We start from the raw sequence: 16,158 nt of genomic DNA, 5'->3' as shown, positions 1-16,158 counted from the left end.
ATTCCTGATTGAGAAGCTACTTTATTAAAACATATTTTTAAATTTTTGCCAAAACCCTGGTTGATTATCATTAACCTTTGTGAAGGCTATGTTTAAACTGTATCTCGGATCATTTGGCATATCATATCTAATATTCAGTATTGAAAATTTGTTTTTATTATGAACAGAAACATCGTCATATGATAACTTTGTCGTGTAGCACTTTATATGTTTTTGCTTATCATATACTATATCACCTGATTCCCCTTCTAGTTCTACAAATTTAGTTTTTTTCTGACATTCTTTTATTTTTATTAGATCCTCGTTTAGTGATATTGAAACCGGTAGTGTATTCCCAGCATACTCTTTAGCTAAAAGCTCACTTTGAGGATACATTTTTATTTCCCTTCCAAAATGTGAGTCTATAAAATTATTGCTCCAAAATTTGTCTCCAGAATGTACATATTCGTCAGTAGCATACGGTACACCACCATAATTGCATTGAACTTTGTAATCTCCAACACCATTATTTTGAAAAAAATCATGAATGGCAGCGTAACTATCAGCAGCATCATTTATGTAATCCATTACCTACCCCTTAAAACCTTTTAATTTATTATATCACAAGAAATTAAATCTATCAATAAAAAGACTTTTTTTGATATCAAGTATCTAGGGAGCATATTGATAGGATTGTGACATTCTTATTTCCCAGTTCTTCACATACTGCTGGACTAATTCAGGATAATTTTCAATAATTAATAAATTTTCAGCGTTTCCCTTTTCAGCTGTCTTACTGAGGTTAAACGATCCTGTGATGACTTTTTGATTATCAACAATTATTACCTTATTATGAGCAATTTTTGGCTTATTATCGATCCAAATCGGTATTCCATTTGAAAACAATTCGCTTATGACACTATATTTTGAATGGAGTTGTGATTTATCTAAGACGACTTTAACATCAACACCACGCTCTTTGGCGTTAATCAAAGATTTTGCAACTGTTCCAAGAGTAAATGTATATTCTTGAACTAAGATAGATTCTTTAGATTGGTCTATCTCGCTGATTATCGGTACAGCACAGTCTTCTTCAGGTGAGAAGCAAACTGTTGCTTTTGGGCAAGGCGAGAATGTAGGACCCACATAGTAATACAGAGAAAAACATGCCGACAAAAATAAAAGATATAAAAGCCTCACAAACCACACCTAAATACACGGCGGTAGTCTACATCATAGTTTAATCATCTGTCAACCCATATTCCTTCCACTTCTCTGTAACTTTCTTTATTATTTCCTCGCTCATTTCAATTTTTCTTCCCCATTCTCGTTTGGTTTCAGGTGGAAGTTTGTTTGTTGCATCAAACCCTATTTTACCTCCGAGACCACTTTCAGGAGAAGCGAAGTCTAAATAATCAATTGGAGCATTCTCTATCATGATTGTATCACGCACAGGGTCCATTCTTGTTGAAATTGCCCACATCACCTCTTTCCAATCACGTATATTTATATCATAATCAACAACTATAATAAATTTCGTGTATAAGAACTGTTTGAGAAAAGATAGTGTGCCCATAACAATTCTTTTTGCATGCCCTGGATAAGCCTTTTTTATCGACACTACCGCTATTCTATATGAACAACCTTCTGGGGGCAGATAAAAATCTACTATTTCCGGAAACTGATTGATGAGAATCGGCACAAAGATTTCGTTGAGTGCTTCACCAAGAATTGATGGTTCATCAGGTGGTTTGCCAGTAAAAGTGCTGAGATAAATTGGATCTTTGCGCATTGTAATTGCAGTGATGTTAAACTCAGGAAACTGTTCAACAGCATTATAGTAACCGGTATGATCTCCATACGGCCCTTCATCTTGGTAATTATCCAAACTTACATATCCTTCCAAAACAATTTCTGCATGAGCTGGAACCTGAAGAGGAATAGTTTTACAATTTACAAGCTCAAGTGGTTTTTTTCGCAGCAGCCCGGCAAATTGGTATTCTGATAAAGTCTCCGGCACCGGAGTTACCGCAGCAATAATCGTTGCAGGATCACTACCAATCACAGCAGCCGCAGGAAACTTCATATTTTGCCCCCTCTCCTTCCACCGTTTATGGTGACCTGCACCACCACGATGTGCAAGCCAGCGCATGAGAGTCGTTTTTTTATTCACAACCTGCATACGATATATTCCAAGATTGAAATTATCTTGCTTGTCTGCTGTTGGTCCTTTTGTTACCACAAGTGGCCAAGTGATAAGCGGTGCAGGCTCGTTTGGCCAGCATGTCTGAATAGGTAGCAAACTAAGATCCACCTTATCCCCAGTTAGCACCAACTCTTGACATGGGGCTTTGCTCACAACTTTGCTCCGCATCGACAATACAACTTTTAGTAGAGGAAACATTTTCACAGCATCTTTGAAGGTTTTTGGCGGCTCAGGTGATCGCAAAAATGCTAGAAGTTTACCCAGATCCCTTAATTCATCAGAATTTATACCAAGTCCCAATGCAATTCTCTCAATAGTACCAAATAAGTTCACTAAAACTGGAATCGCACTTTTGCCATTCTCTGTGACAACATTCTCAAAGATTATTGCTGGCCCTTTGTTTGACAAAACTCTGCGATGAATTTCCGTCATTTCAAGAACAGTTGAAACTTCCTTTTTAACTCTAATTAGATCTTTTTTTTCTTCTAATGCTCTGATGAAGTCACGTAAGTTATTGTACATATTTTAAAAATTTTCAGCCTTTTAAGAAGTGCTTTTCCCAGCACAACTCATTCACTAATTACTATAGAGGCCCTAGAAAAATTATTCTCCAGCTCGCTTTTTAAGTTTTTATACTCAGCAGTCTTTAATTCTTCATTGGTAATAAAACTTTTTCTTATAGCTATCATATTACTAAATTCGGTTCCGTTATTTTGATATTTACACGATCTGTTTACATATAACCAAGGAGTATCTATTTCAAAATTCAAATTTTTACAATTTTTAATTTTAATATCTTTTATTACCATATGGCTTTCCTTAGTTTTAGGAACACCAATAAAAAGGTCTGATACTTGGTCAGAAGCTGTATTTACAATATCATTAAGCCAATTATCTCCTAAACTCAAAGCAGGTCCTAGATTTGTTTTAAAAACCTTATTTTTTTGCTGAAACTCATATTTAATTGTAAGATCCTCTACATTACGCGAAGTAAGGTCAGGCAATTCTAAGAACTTCTTTTCTTCTTCATCAAGATATACTCCACTAATCATACGAAAAACAGAATCTTCTAGTTGTTCCTTTGAATAATATAACCCAGCACCTGTAAAGCCTAGAGCCGACTCCCCTTGCACGGTAAGTTGGCCATATTCATTTACAACATTACCTTGTATAGTCAGTTCACTATGGGATATCACTTTTGAATTTTCAGCTTGTACAGCAGGAATTGTTATATAATCTGCTTCCTCAGAATCGAGTACTAGAGCGTTCCTATCAGCAATGTCTGGAAAAATACCCTGTGCCATACTGACGGTATTAGTTGGATCGATCCAATATATTTTTCCACCTCTATTTGTTACTTTGAGCATCACATGATTAAAATTACCCATATTAGGTAATGCTTCAGGATTGGAAATACTAGTAGTTCCTCTCATAACTAAAATAGGTTGAACTTTGTAACCAAGTTTTTGCAGAATAGCAGCTGTGCTAGCAGAAAAGTCTTTGCAATCCCCGACTTGAGAATCAGCAATTTTCTCCAAATCTCTCGGAAAAAATTTTCCTGACACTGTACGCCAGTCTCCCATGTACTGAACTTTTTCATTCAATAAAGAAGTAACTGCATTAATTTTCTCCTCATCGGTACTCTCATTGTCAGCAAATTCTGCTATAGCTTCAAAAGTTGCAGGAAGCGGCTGATTGATAACGCTATGATATCCAGGAGCTAATTTTTTAGCTAAATCCTCCCATTCAGATAAGCTTGAAAGTGATACCCAAGTGTTGTGTTTTATGTTCAATATTCCATTATGTGGTTCATTTGTTGTGTTTTCATAAACTGCTTTCTTTAAAGCAATGCTTATAGAGTGTATATCATCATTTTTTTCCTCAGCGATTTCTAATACTTCTCTTGGATCATTAACTTTAATCTCCAGGGGTAATTCAGAATTGATTTTAGTATTTTCTGCTTGTAAATAATCCCCATGATAAGAAAAGCTCAAGCCATAAAAATTATCAACAGGAACCTTTTTGTTAACTCGTTTATACCTTAAGTATACTTCTGTACCAATTTCTATTTTAGGAAACGATATAGTTACTTGCCTTAGCTGATCGAAGCCTTTACTAGGACTAGCTAGCGGTTTATCCTCTATCATGTCTTCAGTGACTATATATTCCTCTCCGTTATAAGCTGTTTTAGCTTCTAAAACAGTCAAATCTGCACTATCATCATTGTAGATTAAACTATACAGAGAAAATCTATCACGCCCAGACTCCTTGAGTATTTTTGCTTGAAGCTCTACTTCCGTTTCGTAGGTACCATCTCTATTAACATTAATATTAACATTAGAAAACTTAACCTCAACAGAAGCATCTTCGTACTTGCTCCACCTTGCTTCAGCTATAGTAGACATGAAAAATACTAGTAATGCTAAGTTAAAGAGAGTTTTTAAAAATTTCATTATGTACCTACACTTATTGAACCATTAAATCCATGCAATTTTGTTCACAGTGTAAACAGGAATAAACTCAGCAGATTGTGAAAGAAGCTTATTTTCTAGAATGGCTATTTCTTTCTCTCTACCAATTATTGGTTCGCTCATATAATTCACCGCCGTGTTTGTCAGCATTATATGCGGCGGTTATAAAATAATCAACTTTTTTACCGCCGCGGTTACAATTGTTATACGCGGCGGTAAGGATTGCTTAAATTTCTCAAATGCCTTATTCTACACAAGTTTTCGTTACTTAATATCACCAGATTCTCTGATATAACATATATAAAGTTTGCATTTCTTGATAAAAATGTTTTAACATTGAGCATTTCTTTAATATTTGTATTCTTTAAGTAAGTATATGTCTAAGATACCATTTTTATTGATTTTTATACTTGCAGTAGCAAGTTTACCAGTAATAAACAATTGGCTTTCACACCGCAGTCAGAACTTAAATGATGATTATATAGGTGAGAGATTGGATAATTACATCAGTAAAAATTTTGATAGAGTTCTAAAAGCTCTCCAGGAAGAGTCAGCTAAAAATAGTTATGCTAATGCAACCAAAAATAAAATTTCTCAGCATAAAAATGAAATATTCGACTCTACTTATCCTTACTCAGGAAATGAAAATAGCAATATCATAGCTGTAGGTTTTTTTGACTATTCTTGTGGATATTGCAAAGCTATAAAGAACGATGTAAAACAATTGATCAATGATGGCAAAGTTAAGTATATCTTTAGGGATGCTCCAATACTTGGTAACAATTCTTTAAAGGCAGCAAAAGGTGCTTTAGCAACTTATTTTATCGATAAAGAAAAGTACTTAGATTTTCACTATGCTGCACTAGATCACAGAGGAGAATTTTCAGACGAAACTATATTAGATATAGTAAAAAATATAGGGATCAACGAGAACGATTTTAATAACTCTATGAAAAATAATGCAGACAAAATTGAGCAAATGATAAACAACAGCAAACTTTTAGTAAGGGATTTGGGAGTAGGCGGTACACCTTTTTTGATAATAGGAGATAGTCTTTTTGTAGGAAAAACTGATTTGAATATATTACGCAAAAAAGTGAATGAGTTAAAAGATTAATAAAATTCCTGCTTGACAGCACAAGAAAGTTTAAGTATAGTTAAGATAGTAACAATATGTATAGGCTACATATTAGTTCAAGAAAAGTAGGTGATGTTTGCTTGCAACACAGCACGACCTTAAGTAATTAGCCTTCCTAGGCTAGTTAATCTATTAAAATACAATTATTATTTTGGAGTTATAACATGAAAAATTTCAACAGAAAACCAATTGCTCTTTTTCGGCAAGCCGAAAAAAGCACAAAATTAAGTCAATTTTTATTTAAGAATCTAGACTCTTTTTATTCTCAAAGGCTAGAAAAACTATTTAAAAAATTTAATGCACAAAAAACAAAAAAAAGTAATTCATTGAATGAGCTAAAGAGAGCTTATCCTGAAAAGCTAAAAATAGGAGCTTCTATATCAGAAGGAGATTGCTTTTTTGACTCTGTGGCTCAAGGATTGAATGAGCTAAATATAAAACCTGGTCATCGTTTTACCGCAAAATCATTAAGAGAAGATTGTGAAAATTATGCTAGAGCAAATGCAAATTCAAATTCGTGGGTTTATAAAAAAATAACAGGAGATGCTGAAGAAGGAGGATATTTTGTAGGTGAAGGAAATTTGGATAGCAAAGTAATAGCGAAGGAAAGAAATAGCGAAGATGAAAAAGGCATATCTGCACAAACAGACTGGTGTAAAGGTGAAGAAATAATAACCAAATATACAGAAGAGGAGTTTTTCAGCTGGTTACTAGAGGAATATCGTGAAGATAGAGAAGGGAAGATTTTAGAGATTTTGAAAAGTAGATATGGCACAGATAATGATTTGTTACTAGAAGAATATAACGAATATGAAACAAGTAAAGATAAAGAAGAAGAAATAAGCGAAGATGGAAAAGAAAAAGGAGAAAAAGTTACTATTAAGCCAGATAATTCCAACTCTTTTTCTAAATATCTAAACAACATTAAAAATATGTCTACAGAAACTAATTCTCTAGCTATATGGGGTCGTCCAGAGATTGAAGGGAGAATGATATGTGAAAAGTACAAAGTGAAAATTGAAGTGATAGCACTAGAAGAAGAACCTATAGGTGGTAGATATATTACTACAGGTGAAGAAGGTGAAGGCGATAAGGTTGTTCGTATAGTGAATTACATGAGGCATTTTGTGCCACTTCTTAGCAAAATCCCTTCTGATATAACAGAAAATCAATCAGTTTCTAATGAAGAAATCTTTGGTGAGGTGACAGAAGTTCCTGCTTCTGATCAATCAGAGCAAGAAGAACAATATAATATCAGAACTAGCAAAGCAGCAATTGCGCAAGATCATAAAGAACAAAAAACACAAAAAGAGAGAATTAATACCAGCGCTAGTGAGCCAATTCATACAGATACAGTAATTACTATTTCTCATCAACAAGGGCAAGAAACACAACAAGAGGCAATAGAAAAGAAATTAATCAATAGTTGTTACAGAAGAGAAGCTATTTATAGCATAGCTGCTGTAATAACAGCTATAGCATTCACAGCATCTGCTATAGCTGCTGTTTTTACTCAACCAATTCCTTTAGCATGTCTTGCTGGAGTTGCTTTAGCCATTGCATGTGTTTGTGTATATCAGTTAACGCAGAGTCATCAAGACATTAACGAACTGAAAGGTAAGGTAGGAGAAAACAACACCTTTACTTTTTTAGAAGAAACGGGATTTAAAATTTATAGCCTGATTGATAAAGCAGCTTCAAAAATTTAAGATCTTTCCTACTTCATCTATATCAACTCAACTTTATTTTTACAGGAGGGCATATGTCATTTACAGAAATTAGATTTCCAGAAAATATATCTTATGGCTCTACTGGAGGACCGGAATTTTCGACTGACGTTGTAACAACTCATAATGGTTGTGAGCAGCGCAATATTAATTGGTCTCGTGCACGTGCCAGGTATAACATAGCTTATGGAGTTAGGTCAAACGAGCAGCTAACAGAACTCATAACATTTTTTCAGGCACGAAAAGGTAAAGCAATAGGGTTTCGTTTTAAGGATTGGTCAGACTTTACAGTTATCAATCAAGAAATTGGCATAGGAGACGATAAAAAAACGATCTTTCAACTGATGAAAACTTACATAAGTGGAAAAGACAAGCATACACGAACTATTAAAAAGCCAGTGCATGATACAATAAAAATTTACCTAGATGGTGAAAAGACAGAAAAATATTCAGTGAATTATTCAACTGGAGAAATAGCATTTATGAAACCACCAGCAAAAGGTACAATAATCACCGCAAGCTTCGAATTTGATGTACCAGTACGATTTGATACAGATTACCTAAACGCTTCTATTGATAACTATGGCAGCAATAGCTGGAACAATATTCCCTTGGTGGAAGTGAAATAATATAATGCACCCCATAAACTAGACCAAAAAAAAATGGTTGATCCGAGTAGGAAGGTAAAGGGGTAAAAGTATGGCAACAAAAAAATATGAACCAGAGTTAAAAGCAAAGATAGCTTTGGAAGCAATAAAAAATCAAAAAAGCACATCTGAGATATGTAGTGAATATAAAATACCATCAACAAATCTATATGATTGGCGTGATAGAGTATTGGCAAGGTTAAAAGACCTATTTGTTGAAGAAAGTGAAAGTGCGAGAAAACAAAGAATCTTAGCGCAAGAAATAGAAAGTTTACATAAAGTAATAGGAGAATTGACAGTGGAAAATAGTTATTTGAAAAAAAAATTACTGAAATAAGCAAAAAAGATAGAGTAAGGTTTATAGAAAAAGATTCTGATCTATCAATTAGGAAACAGGCTGATTTACTGGGGATTTGCAGATCTAGCCTATATTATAGGCATATAATTAATAACGAAAGTGAAATTTGATTCAAGAAGTATATTTGGCTTCTGATTGCCGTTATGGATATCGTAAAATTACTGCTGAAATCATAGCGAGTGGAGTAGTAGTCAATCACAAAAAAATCTTAAGAATTATGAAAAAAATGAAGATTAGTGGGCTGTATTGTAGAAAAAGATGTAATACAAGTATTAAAGAAAAAAAGCATAAAATATATCCTTATTTACTCAAAGATTTGATTATTTGTAGAGTTAATCAGGTATGGGCTACTATATATTATGGTAGAAGGTAAGTTTGTCTATTTTGTGGCAATAATGGACTTGTATAGTCGCTATATTATTGCTCATTCATTATCACCATATCTCGATGCTGGATTTTGCCTTTATACTCTCAAAGAAGCTCTAAAACAAGGTAAACCTGAGATTTTTAATAGTGATCAAGGAGTGCAGTTTACTAGCTACAACTTTATTATGGAATTAGAGCGTGCTAATATTAAAATTAGTATGGATCATAAAGGACGTTGCTTCGACAATATATTTGTTGAGCGTTTATGGAGAACTTTAAAGCAAGAAGCTATATATTATTATAGACCAAATAGTATCAGAGATTTGAATCTTATAATAAACGATTTTGTTGGTTGGTATAACTATAAAAGGCGACATCAGACTCTACATTATAAAGTTCCTGCTGATCTTTATTATCATAAACAGTAAATGAATATATTGATAAATACTTTAAATGTGTGTCGACGTATTTATCAACATATTCATTTTAAAAATCGGATCACTTTGAAAAAAATGGTCTAGACAAATGGGTGCATTATACTTTTAGAACTAACTTTACAAGTGTTGTACCATTTTCCTTAAAGAGGTAGTCCATCCTATTGGTTTTCTGTATGTGATTGACAAAATTTCTAGCTTCCTCATTAAAAGCCTCGATTGTGTTGATACAAGATAATACTAAATCCGAGCTATTTATTGCTAAAATTCCATTTACGAAAATATCTAATTTTGTTTTATCTTCAGTCAAATCTTCAGCTAACCTATTTCTAATATCATCATTCTCAAACAAAATGTACTCTAGATACGAGGCAGACTCAATAAGTATAAAGTCTTCTAAAGGTAATGGTTCTAAATCGTTGTCAACATAAGTAAGTATTCCAAACTCAGTAATACACCTTCTTTTCTCACAACATAGCACTTGGGAAGATTACGATACATTGATAGTAAAGAAAAAAGACGTATTATACTTGTACCTCTATCTTTCATTTCCTCGAGAAGCTTTTTATCATTTATTAGTTTATGCAAAATGTAATCCGTAGCAGGACCTGGTTTGCGAAAATGAAACATATTATTTTCTGCAAAAATAGCCTCAGCTAATTCTATAGACTTTTTATCCTCATCTATAAAAGCCTTCTCGCTTCTATTTAATTGTATGATTTCAGCCTTGCTATTGCTGCGTAGCTTAGTTTGCCCTATTAGCCTCTCAAATATTTCTGTCTTCATATATATCTGATATTAATTAATATTAATATTTACTATATTAACTACTTTGAGAAAAATAAATGAAAATCTTAATAAATATTATACTTTTATAAAAAAATAAAAGTCTTTTTATATTTATATGAGTATATAAGAGGTTTGATTGTTGTAAGTTATCTAAGTGCTAGAGTCTAATTAATGAGCCTGCTTGAAGCCGTTCAGTGTTTGTACAGTTGTGCCTGCGCAACTTGCTTCAAAATTTCTGCTTGTTGCTGAGCATGGATATTAGCATAACCACATGCAGGAGATGCAGCAGCAGGTCTTGCAATGCACTTAGGTCTTTTTGCTTGAGCATTGAGGCCAGACAATACCTCTTCTATCAATGGGTTGACAAAGAACCATCCTCCCATATTTTTTGGTTCCTCTTGACACCATGTAATTTCAGCGTTCTTATATTTTTCAAGTTCACTGCCTAGTTTATCGGCCGGGAATGGATAAAATTGTTCTAAACGCACTACTGCTATATCGTTTATTTTTTGTGCTTCAAGCATTTCAATTATGTCGTAATAAACTTTACCACTACATATTACAACTTTACGTATTTTATCACTTGCAACTAAACCTTTTCTACACTCTGGAATTACCGTAAGAAATTTTCCTTCAAAGTCAGAAAGGTTAGAAACTGCGCTTTTATGACGCAATAGTGATTTAGGTGTAAACACCACTAAAGGCTTACGAAAATCTCGATTAATTTGTCGGCGCAAAACATGAAAGTAATTTGCTGGAGTAGAGCAATTAACTACTTGCATATTATCCTCTGCGCAGAGTTGCAAAAATCTCTCTATACGAGCAGAACTATGCTCAGGCCCCTGCCCTTCATAACCATGAGGCAAAAGTAAAACTAGACCACTTGATCGCAACCACTTTGTTTCTGCTGATGCAATAAACTGGTCGATCATGATTTGCGCACCATTTGCAAAATCACCAAATTGCCCTTCCCAGAGCACAAGTGAATAAGGAGAATCAAGGCTATATCCATATTCAAAACCCATCACAGCATACTCAGAGAGTGCGCTATCTATAACTTCAAAGCGAGCTTGCTTCTCACTTATGTTGTTTAGTGGAATAAACTCTTCCTCCGTTGCTTGATCAACAAGCCTTGAATGACGGTGCGAGAAGGTGCCGCGACCAGAATCTTGTCCTGACAAGCGCACTCCTATTCCTTCTCTAAGCAATGATGCGAATGCAAGACTTTCAGCAGTTGCCCAGTTTATGTTGCTACCGGAATTTATACTGTCTATTCTACCATCAAGTATTCTTCTGACTTTATTATTGAAATTAAAATTACTTGGAATATTGCTATTTATGTGTACACCTAATTTTTTTAGCTCATCTGGTGAAACACCAGAGTCCGTATAATATTCACTCAAATCGTTCAACTTTGCTCTCCTGAGTTTTAACCACACTCCATCAAACCAGTCAGCTTTCTTCGGAGTATAAGTCGTTGACTCAGTAAGGCTTTTATCCAATCTTGTTCTAAATTCGCTGCGTAATTTACTTACTTCATCGCTACCTAGCACTTTCTCTGCAGTCAGCTTCTCTTCGTACAGCGTGCCTGGAGTTTTATGCTTTGATATTGCTTTATACATAAGTGGCTGAGTAAAATTTGGTTCATCGCCTTCATTATGGCCATATTTGCGGTAGCATATTATGTCAATCACCACATCCTTTTTAAATTTCTGCACATACTCCATTGCCAAACTCGCGGCAAAACTCACGGCTTCTGGATTATCTCCATTAACATGAAATATTGGAGCTTCTATTGATTTTGCTACATCAGTACAATAAAAAGAAGAGCGTGCACAACGAGGATTCGCAGTAAAACCAACTTGGTTATTAATGACAATATGGACGATACCACCAACTTTATAACCTTCAATGTTGCTCAAAGTCAGGGTTTCAGCAACCACTCCTTGCCCGATAAAAGCCGCATCACCATGAATTGATATTCCAAGCACAGATCTCGTATTTTGCTTTGCTCTTACTCTTCCAGCTAGAACCGGATTTACCGCCTCAAGGTGAGATGGGTTAGGACATAAACTTAAGTGTATTTTTTTACCACCAGCAAGTGCTCGATCAGAAGAGTAACCAAGGTGATATTTGACATCACCGGACACCTCAAGACCACTTGGATATGCAAGGTTACCTTGAAATTCAGACAGCATTGCCGCATATTCTTTCCCCATAACTTTGGTTAGAACATTAAGCCGTCCTCGGTGGGCCATACCAAGAACTATTTCTTCAATACCAAAAGCTGCAGAATCACTAATAACTCTTTCAATTGCAACAATGGCTGACTCCCCACCTTCGATAGAAAAACGCTTATATCCAGGAAATTTCATATGGAGAAATTGCTCGAACATCTCAGATTCGATCAAGTGCCTCAGTATTTCTTTTTTATCCTGAGGGCTTAGCGTATAGACCTGATTTTCAATTTTCTCCTGCAGCCACGCTCTTTCCTCATAAGAGGAAATATGCATAAATTCAAAACCGATGTTCTTGCAGTAAATATCTCTATATATTTCAGCATCATGCGCTGGAGAGATATTCAAATATTTCTGATAATCTATTTCTTTATTTACATGCGGTGATAATGGATTTAAGTCCGCAAAAAAATGACCGTAAGATCTGAAGAAATTTGCTAAGCTAGAAATTGAATCATCCGACTTGACTGCGTGCTGTGCATTGCAGGCTTCCGTTTTATTCATTTCTAAATTGCTTGAAAAAATCCTATTCCAATCCTCCCCGATTGATTTATCGCCCTGCAGATAACGGCTATACATTTCTTCTACAAATTCTGCATTATCACCATAAAGGCAGCTTAGACTTAGCATAATCACTACAAAAGGTATCAAATACTTATAAGTATAACTTAAGTTTTTTAAAAAAGAACTTTTTTGATCTCTGTAGATTAAGCTAATGCATTACCGCTTTCTCGAGAATTGCCTTCAGCATTTAGCTCAACATTAGTTACTACTTTTTCAGTACTAACTTCATCAAAATCAGGAGAGGGCCATTTTGTTTGTGCATAAAACACATCATGTATAGCGTTTGCAACAAGAAAAACTCCAGCAAGAGCAAATGCTGCCACTCCCGCATAACATAAGAAAGAGGCATCACATGAAGAGTAAATCGCAAAAGCCATGGAACCTGCTAGAACTGCAAGTGCGAACTGACCAAGTACACTGGATTTATCATATCTCCCATACTCAATTAACAGCTTTTTAATCTTATCGTTCCGCAAGAATAATTCGCTAATTTCTGTATTAGGATCCACACCTTTTTTTAAGAGAAACTCTGTAAGTTCAATATCTCTATGTGATACAGCAAAAAATAATAGACCAGATCTATTTATATAGTCACCAAACTGCCCATTCTTGCTGCTTTTAAATTTAGAAACTGCCTGCTTGATATAAGCTACATCTTTGTTTAAGGTAGCGAATTTTAAAGATAACACTAGATCATTAGCAGAGTTAATTTCATTTAAATCTTTCATCAATCTTTTGTTTGTTGTATATATCCAACTATCAAACTTTTCATTTGACATTTCATCAAATTCTTCATCTGTCATGTTGGTTGTTCTTTCAAATTCCTCATCTGTCATCATTCTTATATCTTCATATTTCATCTTTGATATCTTTTCTAAGTTGAGTGAAGTAAGATACTCAGATGCATTTTTTATTTGCTTAAATCTTTCTGCGTATTCATTTCTTACTATTTCTTCTTTGTCTTGATTTTTATCTGGATGAAACTTAAGTGCTAGTTCCTTATATCTTATTACTACTTGTCTTTTACTAGGATTATCACTTGGATTAAAGTCCAATATTTTTAAAGCTTCATTTTTATTCATATAACCACTCTTTGATGAAACACCTTAAGTTTAGTGTAATAAAAATTTCAAAAAAGTAAAGTTTTTTATTCTAGAATGGACCTATTGCGCAACTGTACGAACATTCATTTTTGAAGGTAAACTGCACAGCAAATGTTCAGTGCATGACACCATTTATTTTTATGGTTTTGTCTATTTTATTTTGCCACTCTGCTAAACGAATACATTTAATTTCATTTTTATCGAGCAGATAATTGTCATATATTAGCTTAGTTCTCCTGTTGTACTTAAATGTAGATCAGCATAGCCCTAATTTTTTTATATATTTTACTTCTTTCTCTATATTTAATAACAGGCTTAAAAATAAATGGTAAACCTATAATTGTTAAGCTTAGAGCTAAGATTGAAAGTACACAAAAGGCTTTGTGTTTACTATGCAGCTCTTTCAAGTAAAGCATCAAAAATCTACAGAATTTTTTGTAATTTTCTTCAATATTTTTTTTGCTATGAGCCTTGTCAATAAACATATCTATTGCGGTATAATCTTTACTACACTTAATTGCCCCTTTTTCTATTAATAGCTGAGCTATATCAAAATAATCCTTTTGAATAGTAAGATGCAGAGGTGTAAAACCTTGTTGATCACAAATATTCATATTGGCTTTTACTGCTAACAACATTCTTACAATTTCTACATGGCCTTTTTTAGCTGCAAGTAGCAGAGGAGTTCTGTTGCATCTAGTGACGGCATTAACGTTTACCTTAAGCTCCAATAAGAACTTAACTGCTTTAGTATCACCATTATAGCTAGCTTTATGTAACCTGGTGTTACCGTTACAATCTTGGTCATCTGCTTCTATTCCCTTTGAAACAAGAAATGTTACCATCTTCCTATTATTATTCTCAATAGCGCAATCCAGTGCATCAAAACCATGTTTGTTTTTTGTGCAAATAAACTCTTTTAACCTAGCTTTTGCTTGCTTTACAATAAGCTTTACCAGTTGCATTTTGTTGTTATATGCTGCTAGAAAAAGCGTAGTATTATTTTCTGCATCTTTTGCTTCTATGTTTGCACCTTTCTTTATCAGATATTCTATAATCTCTGCTCTACTTTCATAATGTGTAGTACATTGATAAATGGTCAAAAATAAAGGAGTACGAAAGTTGTTATCTTCACATTCAAGATTTGCTCCGCTATCAATTAAAATCTGGACGCTCTTTTTAGAACCGTATAATGAAGCTATGTGAAGAGGAGTATAGCCTTCCTCAGCATCTTTTTCATTAATTTTTGCGCCTTTTGCTATTAAAAAATCCATTAATTCTGTGTCATCTTGTAGTGTAGCAAGGTGAAGTGGAGTAAATCCATTTTTATCTCTAGAATTAATTGTCAGTTGATTAACAAGAAGTTTAGCAATTTTTTTGTGTCCATGCATAATAGCATAATGCAGTGGATTTCTATTTTCGTTGTCCACAACATTAAAGTCAGCTTCGTGCTCTAATAATGATTTTACTCCAACTAAATCGCCTTCTTTTGTAAACTTATGCAAGAGAGTGACTCCGCTTACATCTTTTGAGTTAATATCAAATCCACTTTCTACCAATTGATGTATGTCTTCCTCACACGCCATACCATTTTAATTAAACCCTTTTCGCATTAACAATACTCCCACTTAATTAAGTTTGAATGAATCTGCAAGAGATGTATCATAATTTATTTAAGTTACTAAATTCCGATATATTAAAGTCTACAATTTCGTTAATATATGGATTAAAGTGCCATTCCTTTCTTGTCATCCAAGTAGTTAACACTGTCTTAACTTACGATAGTGCCATCCCAGTGCTCCGACACTGGGATCCAGTTAAATTTACGAGTATAAAAGTAATCAACGTTTCTGATGATGGAAAAATGGATCCCAGTGTCGGAGCACTGGGATGACACCTCTCTTAAATTACTTTAGCTACAAATATCAAGAAATTTACCAAGTAGAAAAAAGACAAAAGAAACCCCCTATTAGCTAGCTCTAATCCTGAAAATTGGCCTGTCTTAAACAGCCCGTTTCAGCTTATATGGTTAAAAAACTGGAAGTTTTGTAAAGAAATAAGATGCACATAGTGCAAAAAATTAAAAATAAGACGACAACTGCGTTATGCTTTTGTCGTTTAATCTCCACAGACGAAGAT

12 protein-coding genes and 1 pseudogene are annotated in these 16,158 nt (G+C 34.1%); 4 read left to right on the top strand and 9 right to left on the bottom strand.

Features of this window, described 5'->3' with window-relative positions:
* Positions 1–24: 24 nt before the first annotated feature.
* The 4 genes from OPS21_RS03765 to OPS21_RS03750 all read right to left on the bottom strand — a co-directional run bounded on the left by OPS21_RS03765 (position 25) and on the right by OPS21_RS03750 (position 4,638).
* Positions 25–567, bottom strand: a complete 543-nt coding sequence (locus tag OPS21_RS03765) for a hypothetical protein (RefSeq protein WP_264337136.1) — start codon at positions 565–567, stop codon at positions 25–27.
* Positions 568–651: 84 nt separating this feature from the next.
* Complete coding sequence (locus OPS21_RS03760) at positions 652–1,179, bottom strand: phospholipase D family nuclease (RefSeq protein WP_007301949.1); 528 nt, start codon at positions 1,177–1,179, stop codon at positions 652–654.
* A 40-nt stretch (positions 1,180–1,219) separates the two neighbouring features.
* Positions 1,220–2,707, bottom strand: a complete 1,488-nt coding sequence (locus OPS21_RS03755; RefSeq protein ID WP_264337135.1) for a UbiD family decarboxylase — start codon at positions 2,705–2,707, stop codon at positions 1,220–1,222.
* 47 nt (positions 2,708–2,754) lie between these two features.
* Positions 2,755–4,638 carry a DUF3857 domain-containing protein gene (locus tag OPS21_RS03750; protein WP_264337134.1) on the bottom strand — a complete coding sequence of 628 codons (1,884 nt, stop codon included), beginning with the start codon at positions 4,636–4,638 and terminating at the stop codon, positions 2,755–2,757.
* Positions 4,639–5,032: 394 nt separating this feature from the next.
* Here OPS21_RS03750 and OPS21_RS03745 point away from each other — a divergent pair, with 394 nt between their 5' ends.
* The 4 genes and pseudogenes from OPS21_RS03745 (at position 5,033) to OPS21_RS03730 (ending at position 9,320) form a co-directional block, all read left to right on the top strand.
* Positions 5,033–5,773 (top strand): DsbA family protein, encoded by a 741-nt coding sequence (locus tag OPS21_RS03745; protein WP_264337133.1) that lies wholly within the window; start codon positions 5,033–5,035, stop codon positions 5,771–5,773.
* A 185-nt stretch (positions 5,774–5,958) separates the two neighbouring features.
* Positions 5,959–7,503, top strand: coding sequence for an OTU domain-containing protein (locus OPS21_RS03740; RefSeq protein ID WP_265027735.1), 1,545 nt, complete (start codon positions 5,959–5,961; stop codon positions 7,501–7,503).
* A 53-nt stretch (positions 7,504–7,556) separates the two neighbouring features.
* A complete protein-coding gene (locus tag OPS21_RS03735; RefSeq protein WP_010405410.1) occupies positions 7,557–8,150 on the top strand; it encodes a TIGR02217 family protein in 594 nt (197 codons plus the stop codon).
* A gap of 70 nt (positions 8,151–8,220) precedes the next feature.
* Positions 8,221–9,320, top strand: a pseudogene (locus OPS21_RS03730) (IS3 family transposase).
* Between the two features lie 106 nt (positions 9,321–9,426).
* Here OPS21_RS03730 and OPS21_RS03725 read toward each other — a convergent pair.
* The 5 genes from OPS21_RS03725 to OPS21_RS03705 all read right to left on the bottom strand — a co-directional run bounded on the left by OPS21_RS03725 (position 9,427) and on the right by OPS21_RS03705 (position 15,605).
* Positions 9,427–9,678 (bottom strand): hypothetical protein, encoded by a 252-nt coding sequence (locus tag OPS21_RS03725; RefSeq protein WP_265027734.1) that lies wholly within the window; start codon positions 9,676–9,678, stop codon positions 9,427–9,429.
* Positions 9,679–9,737: 59 nt separating this feature from the next.
* Positions 9,738–10,112, bottom strand: coding sequence for a hypothetical protein (locus OPS21_RS03720; RefSeq protein WP_265027733.1), 375 nt, complete (start codon positions 10,110–10,112; stop codon positions 9,738–9,740).
* 194 nt (positions 10,113–10,306) lie between these two features.
* Positions 10,307–12,982 (bottom strand): 2-oxoglutarate dehydrogenase E1 component, encoded by a 2,676-nt coding sequence (locus OPS21_RS03715; RefSeq protein ID WP_264337130.1) that lies wholly within the window; start codon positions 12,980–12,982, stop codon positions 10,307–10,309.
* Between the two features lie 77 nt (positions 12,983–13,059).
* Positions 13,060–13,998, bottom strand: a complete 939-nt coding sequence (locus OPS21_RS03710; protein ID WP_265027732.1) for a DnaJ domain-containing protein — start codon at positions 13,996–13,998, stop codon at positions 13,060–13,062.
* 266 nt (positions 13,999–14,264) lie between these two features.
* A complete protein-coding gene (locus OPS21_RS03705; protein ID WP_264337127.1) occupies positions 14,265–15,605 on the bottom strand; it encodes an ankyrin repeat domain-containing protein in 1,341 nt (446 codons plus the stop codon).
* Between the last annotated feature and the right edge of the window lie 553 nt (positions 15,606–16,158).

It is taken from the genome of Wolbachia endosymbiont (group B) of Chorthippus parallelus (assembly GCF_947251815.1).
Taxonomy (GTDB): domain Bacteria; phylum Pseudomonadota; class Alphaproteobacteria; order Rickettsiales; family Anaplasmataceae; genus Wolbachia.
The sequence above is the reverse complement of the archived record's forward strand: the minus strand, read 5'-3'. Positions and strand labels throughout refer to the sequence as shown.

Bases quoted from the DNA above. Each gene is read 5' to 3' on its own strand.
- OPS21_RS03765 (WP_264337136.1), bottom strand. From the start codon at position 567: ATGGATTACATAAATGATGCTGCTGATAGTTACGCTGCCATTCATGAT.
- OPS21_RS03755 (WP_264337135.1), bottom strand. From the start codon at position 2,707: ATGTACAATAACTTACGTGACTTCATCAGAGCATTAGAAGAAAAAAAA.
- OPS21_RS03750 (WP_264337134.1), bottom strand. From the start codon at position 4,638: ATGAAATTTTTAAAAACTCTCTTTAACTTAGCATTACTAGTATTTTTC.
- OPS21_RS03745 (WP_264337133.1), top strand. From the start codon at position 5,033: ATGTCTAAGATACCATTTTTATTGATTTTTATACTTGCAGTAGCAAGT.
- OPS21_RS03740 (WP_265027735.1), top strand. From the start codon at position 5,959: ATGAAAAATTTCAACAGAAAACCAATTGCTCTTTTTCGGCAAGCCGAA.
- OPS21_RS03735 (WP_010405410.1), top strand. From the start codon at position 7,557: ATGTCATTTACAGAAATTAGATTTCCAGAAAATATATCTTATGGCTCT.
- OPS21_RS03720 (WP_265027733.1), bottom strand. From the start codon at position 10,112: ATGAAGACAGAAATATTTGAGAGGCTAATAGGGCAAACTAAGCTACGC.
- OPS21_RS03715 (WP_264337130.1), bottom strand. From the start codon at position 12,982: ATGCTAAGTCTAAGCTGCCTTTATGGTGATAATGCAGAATTTGTAGAA.
- OPS21_RS03710 (WP_265027732.1), bottom strand. From the start codon at position 13,998: ATGAATAAAAATGAAGCTTTAAAAATATTGGACTTTAATCCAAGTGAT.
- OPS21_RS03705 (WP_264337127.1), bottom strand. From the start codon at position 15,605: ATGGCGTGTGAGGAAGACATACATCAATTGGTAGAAAGTGGATTTGAT.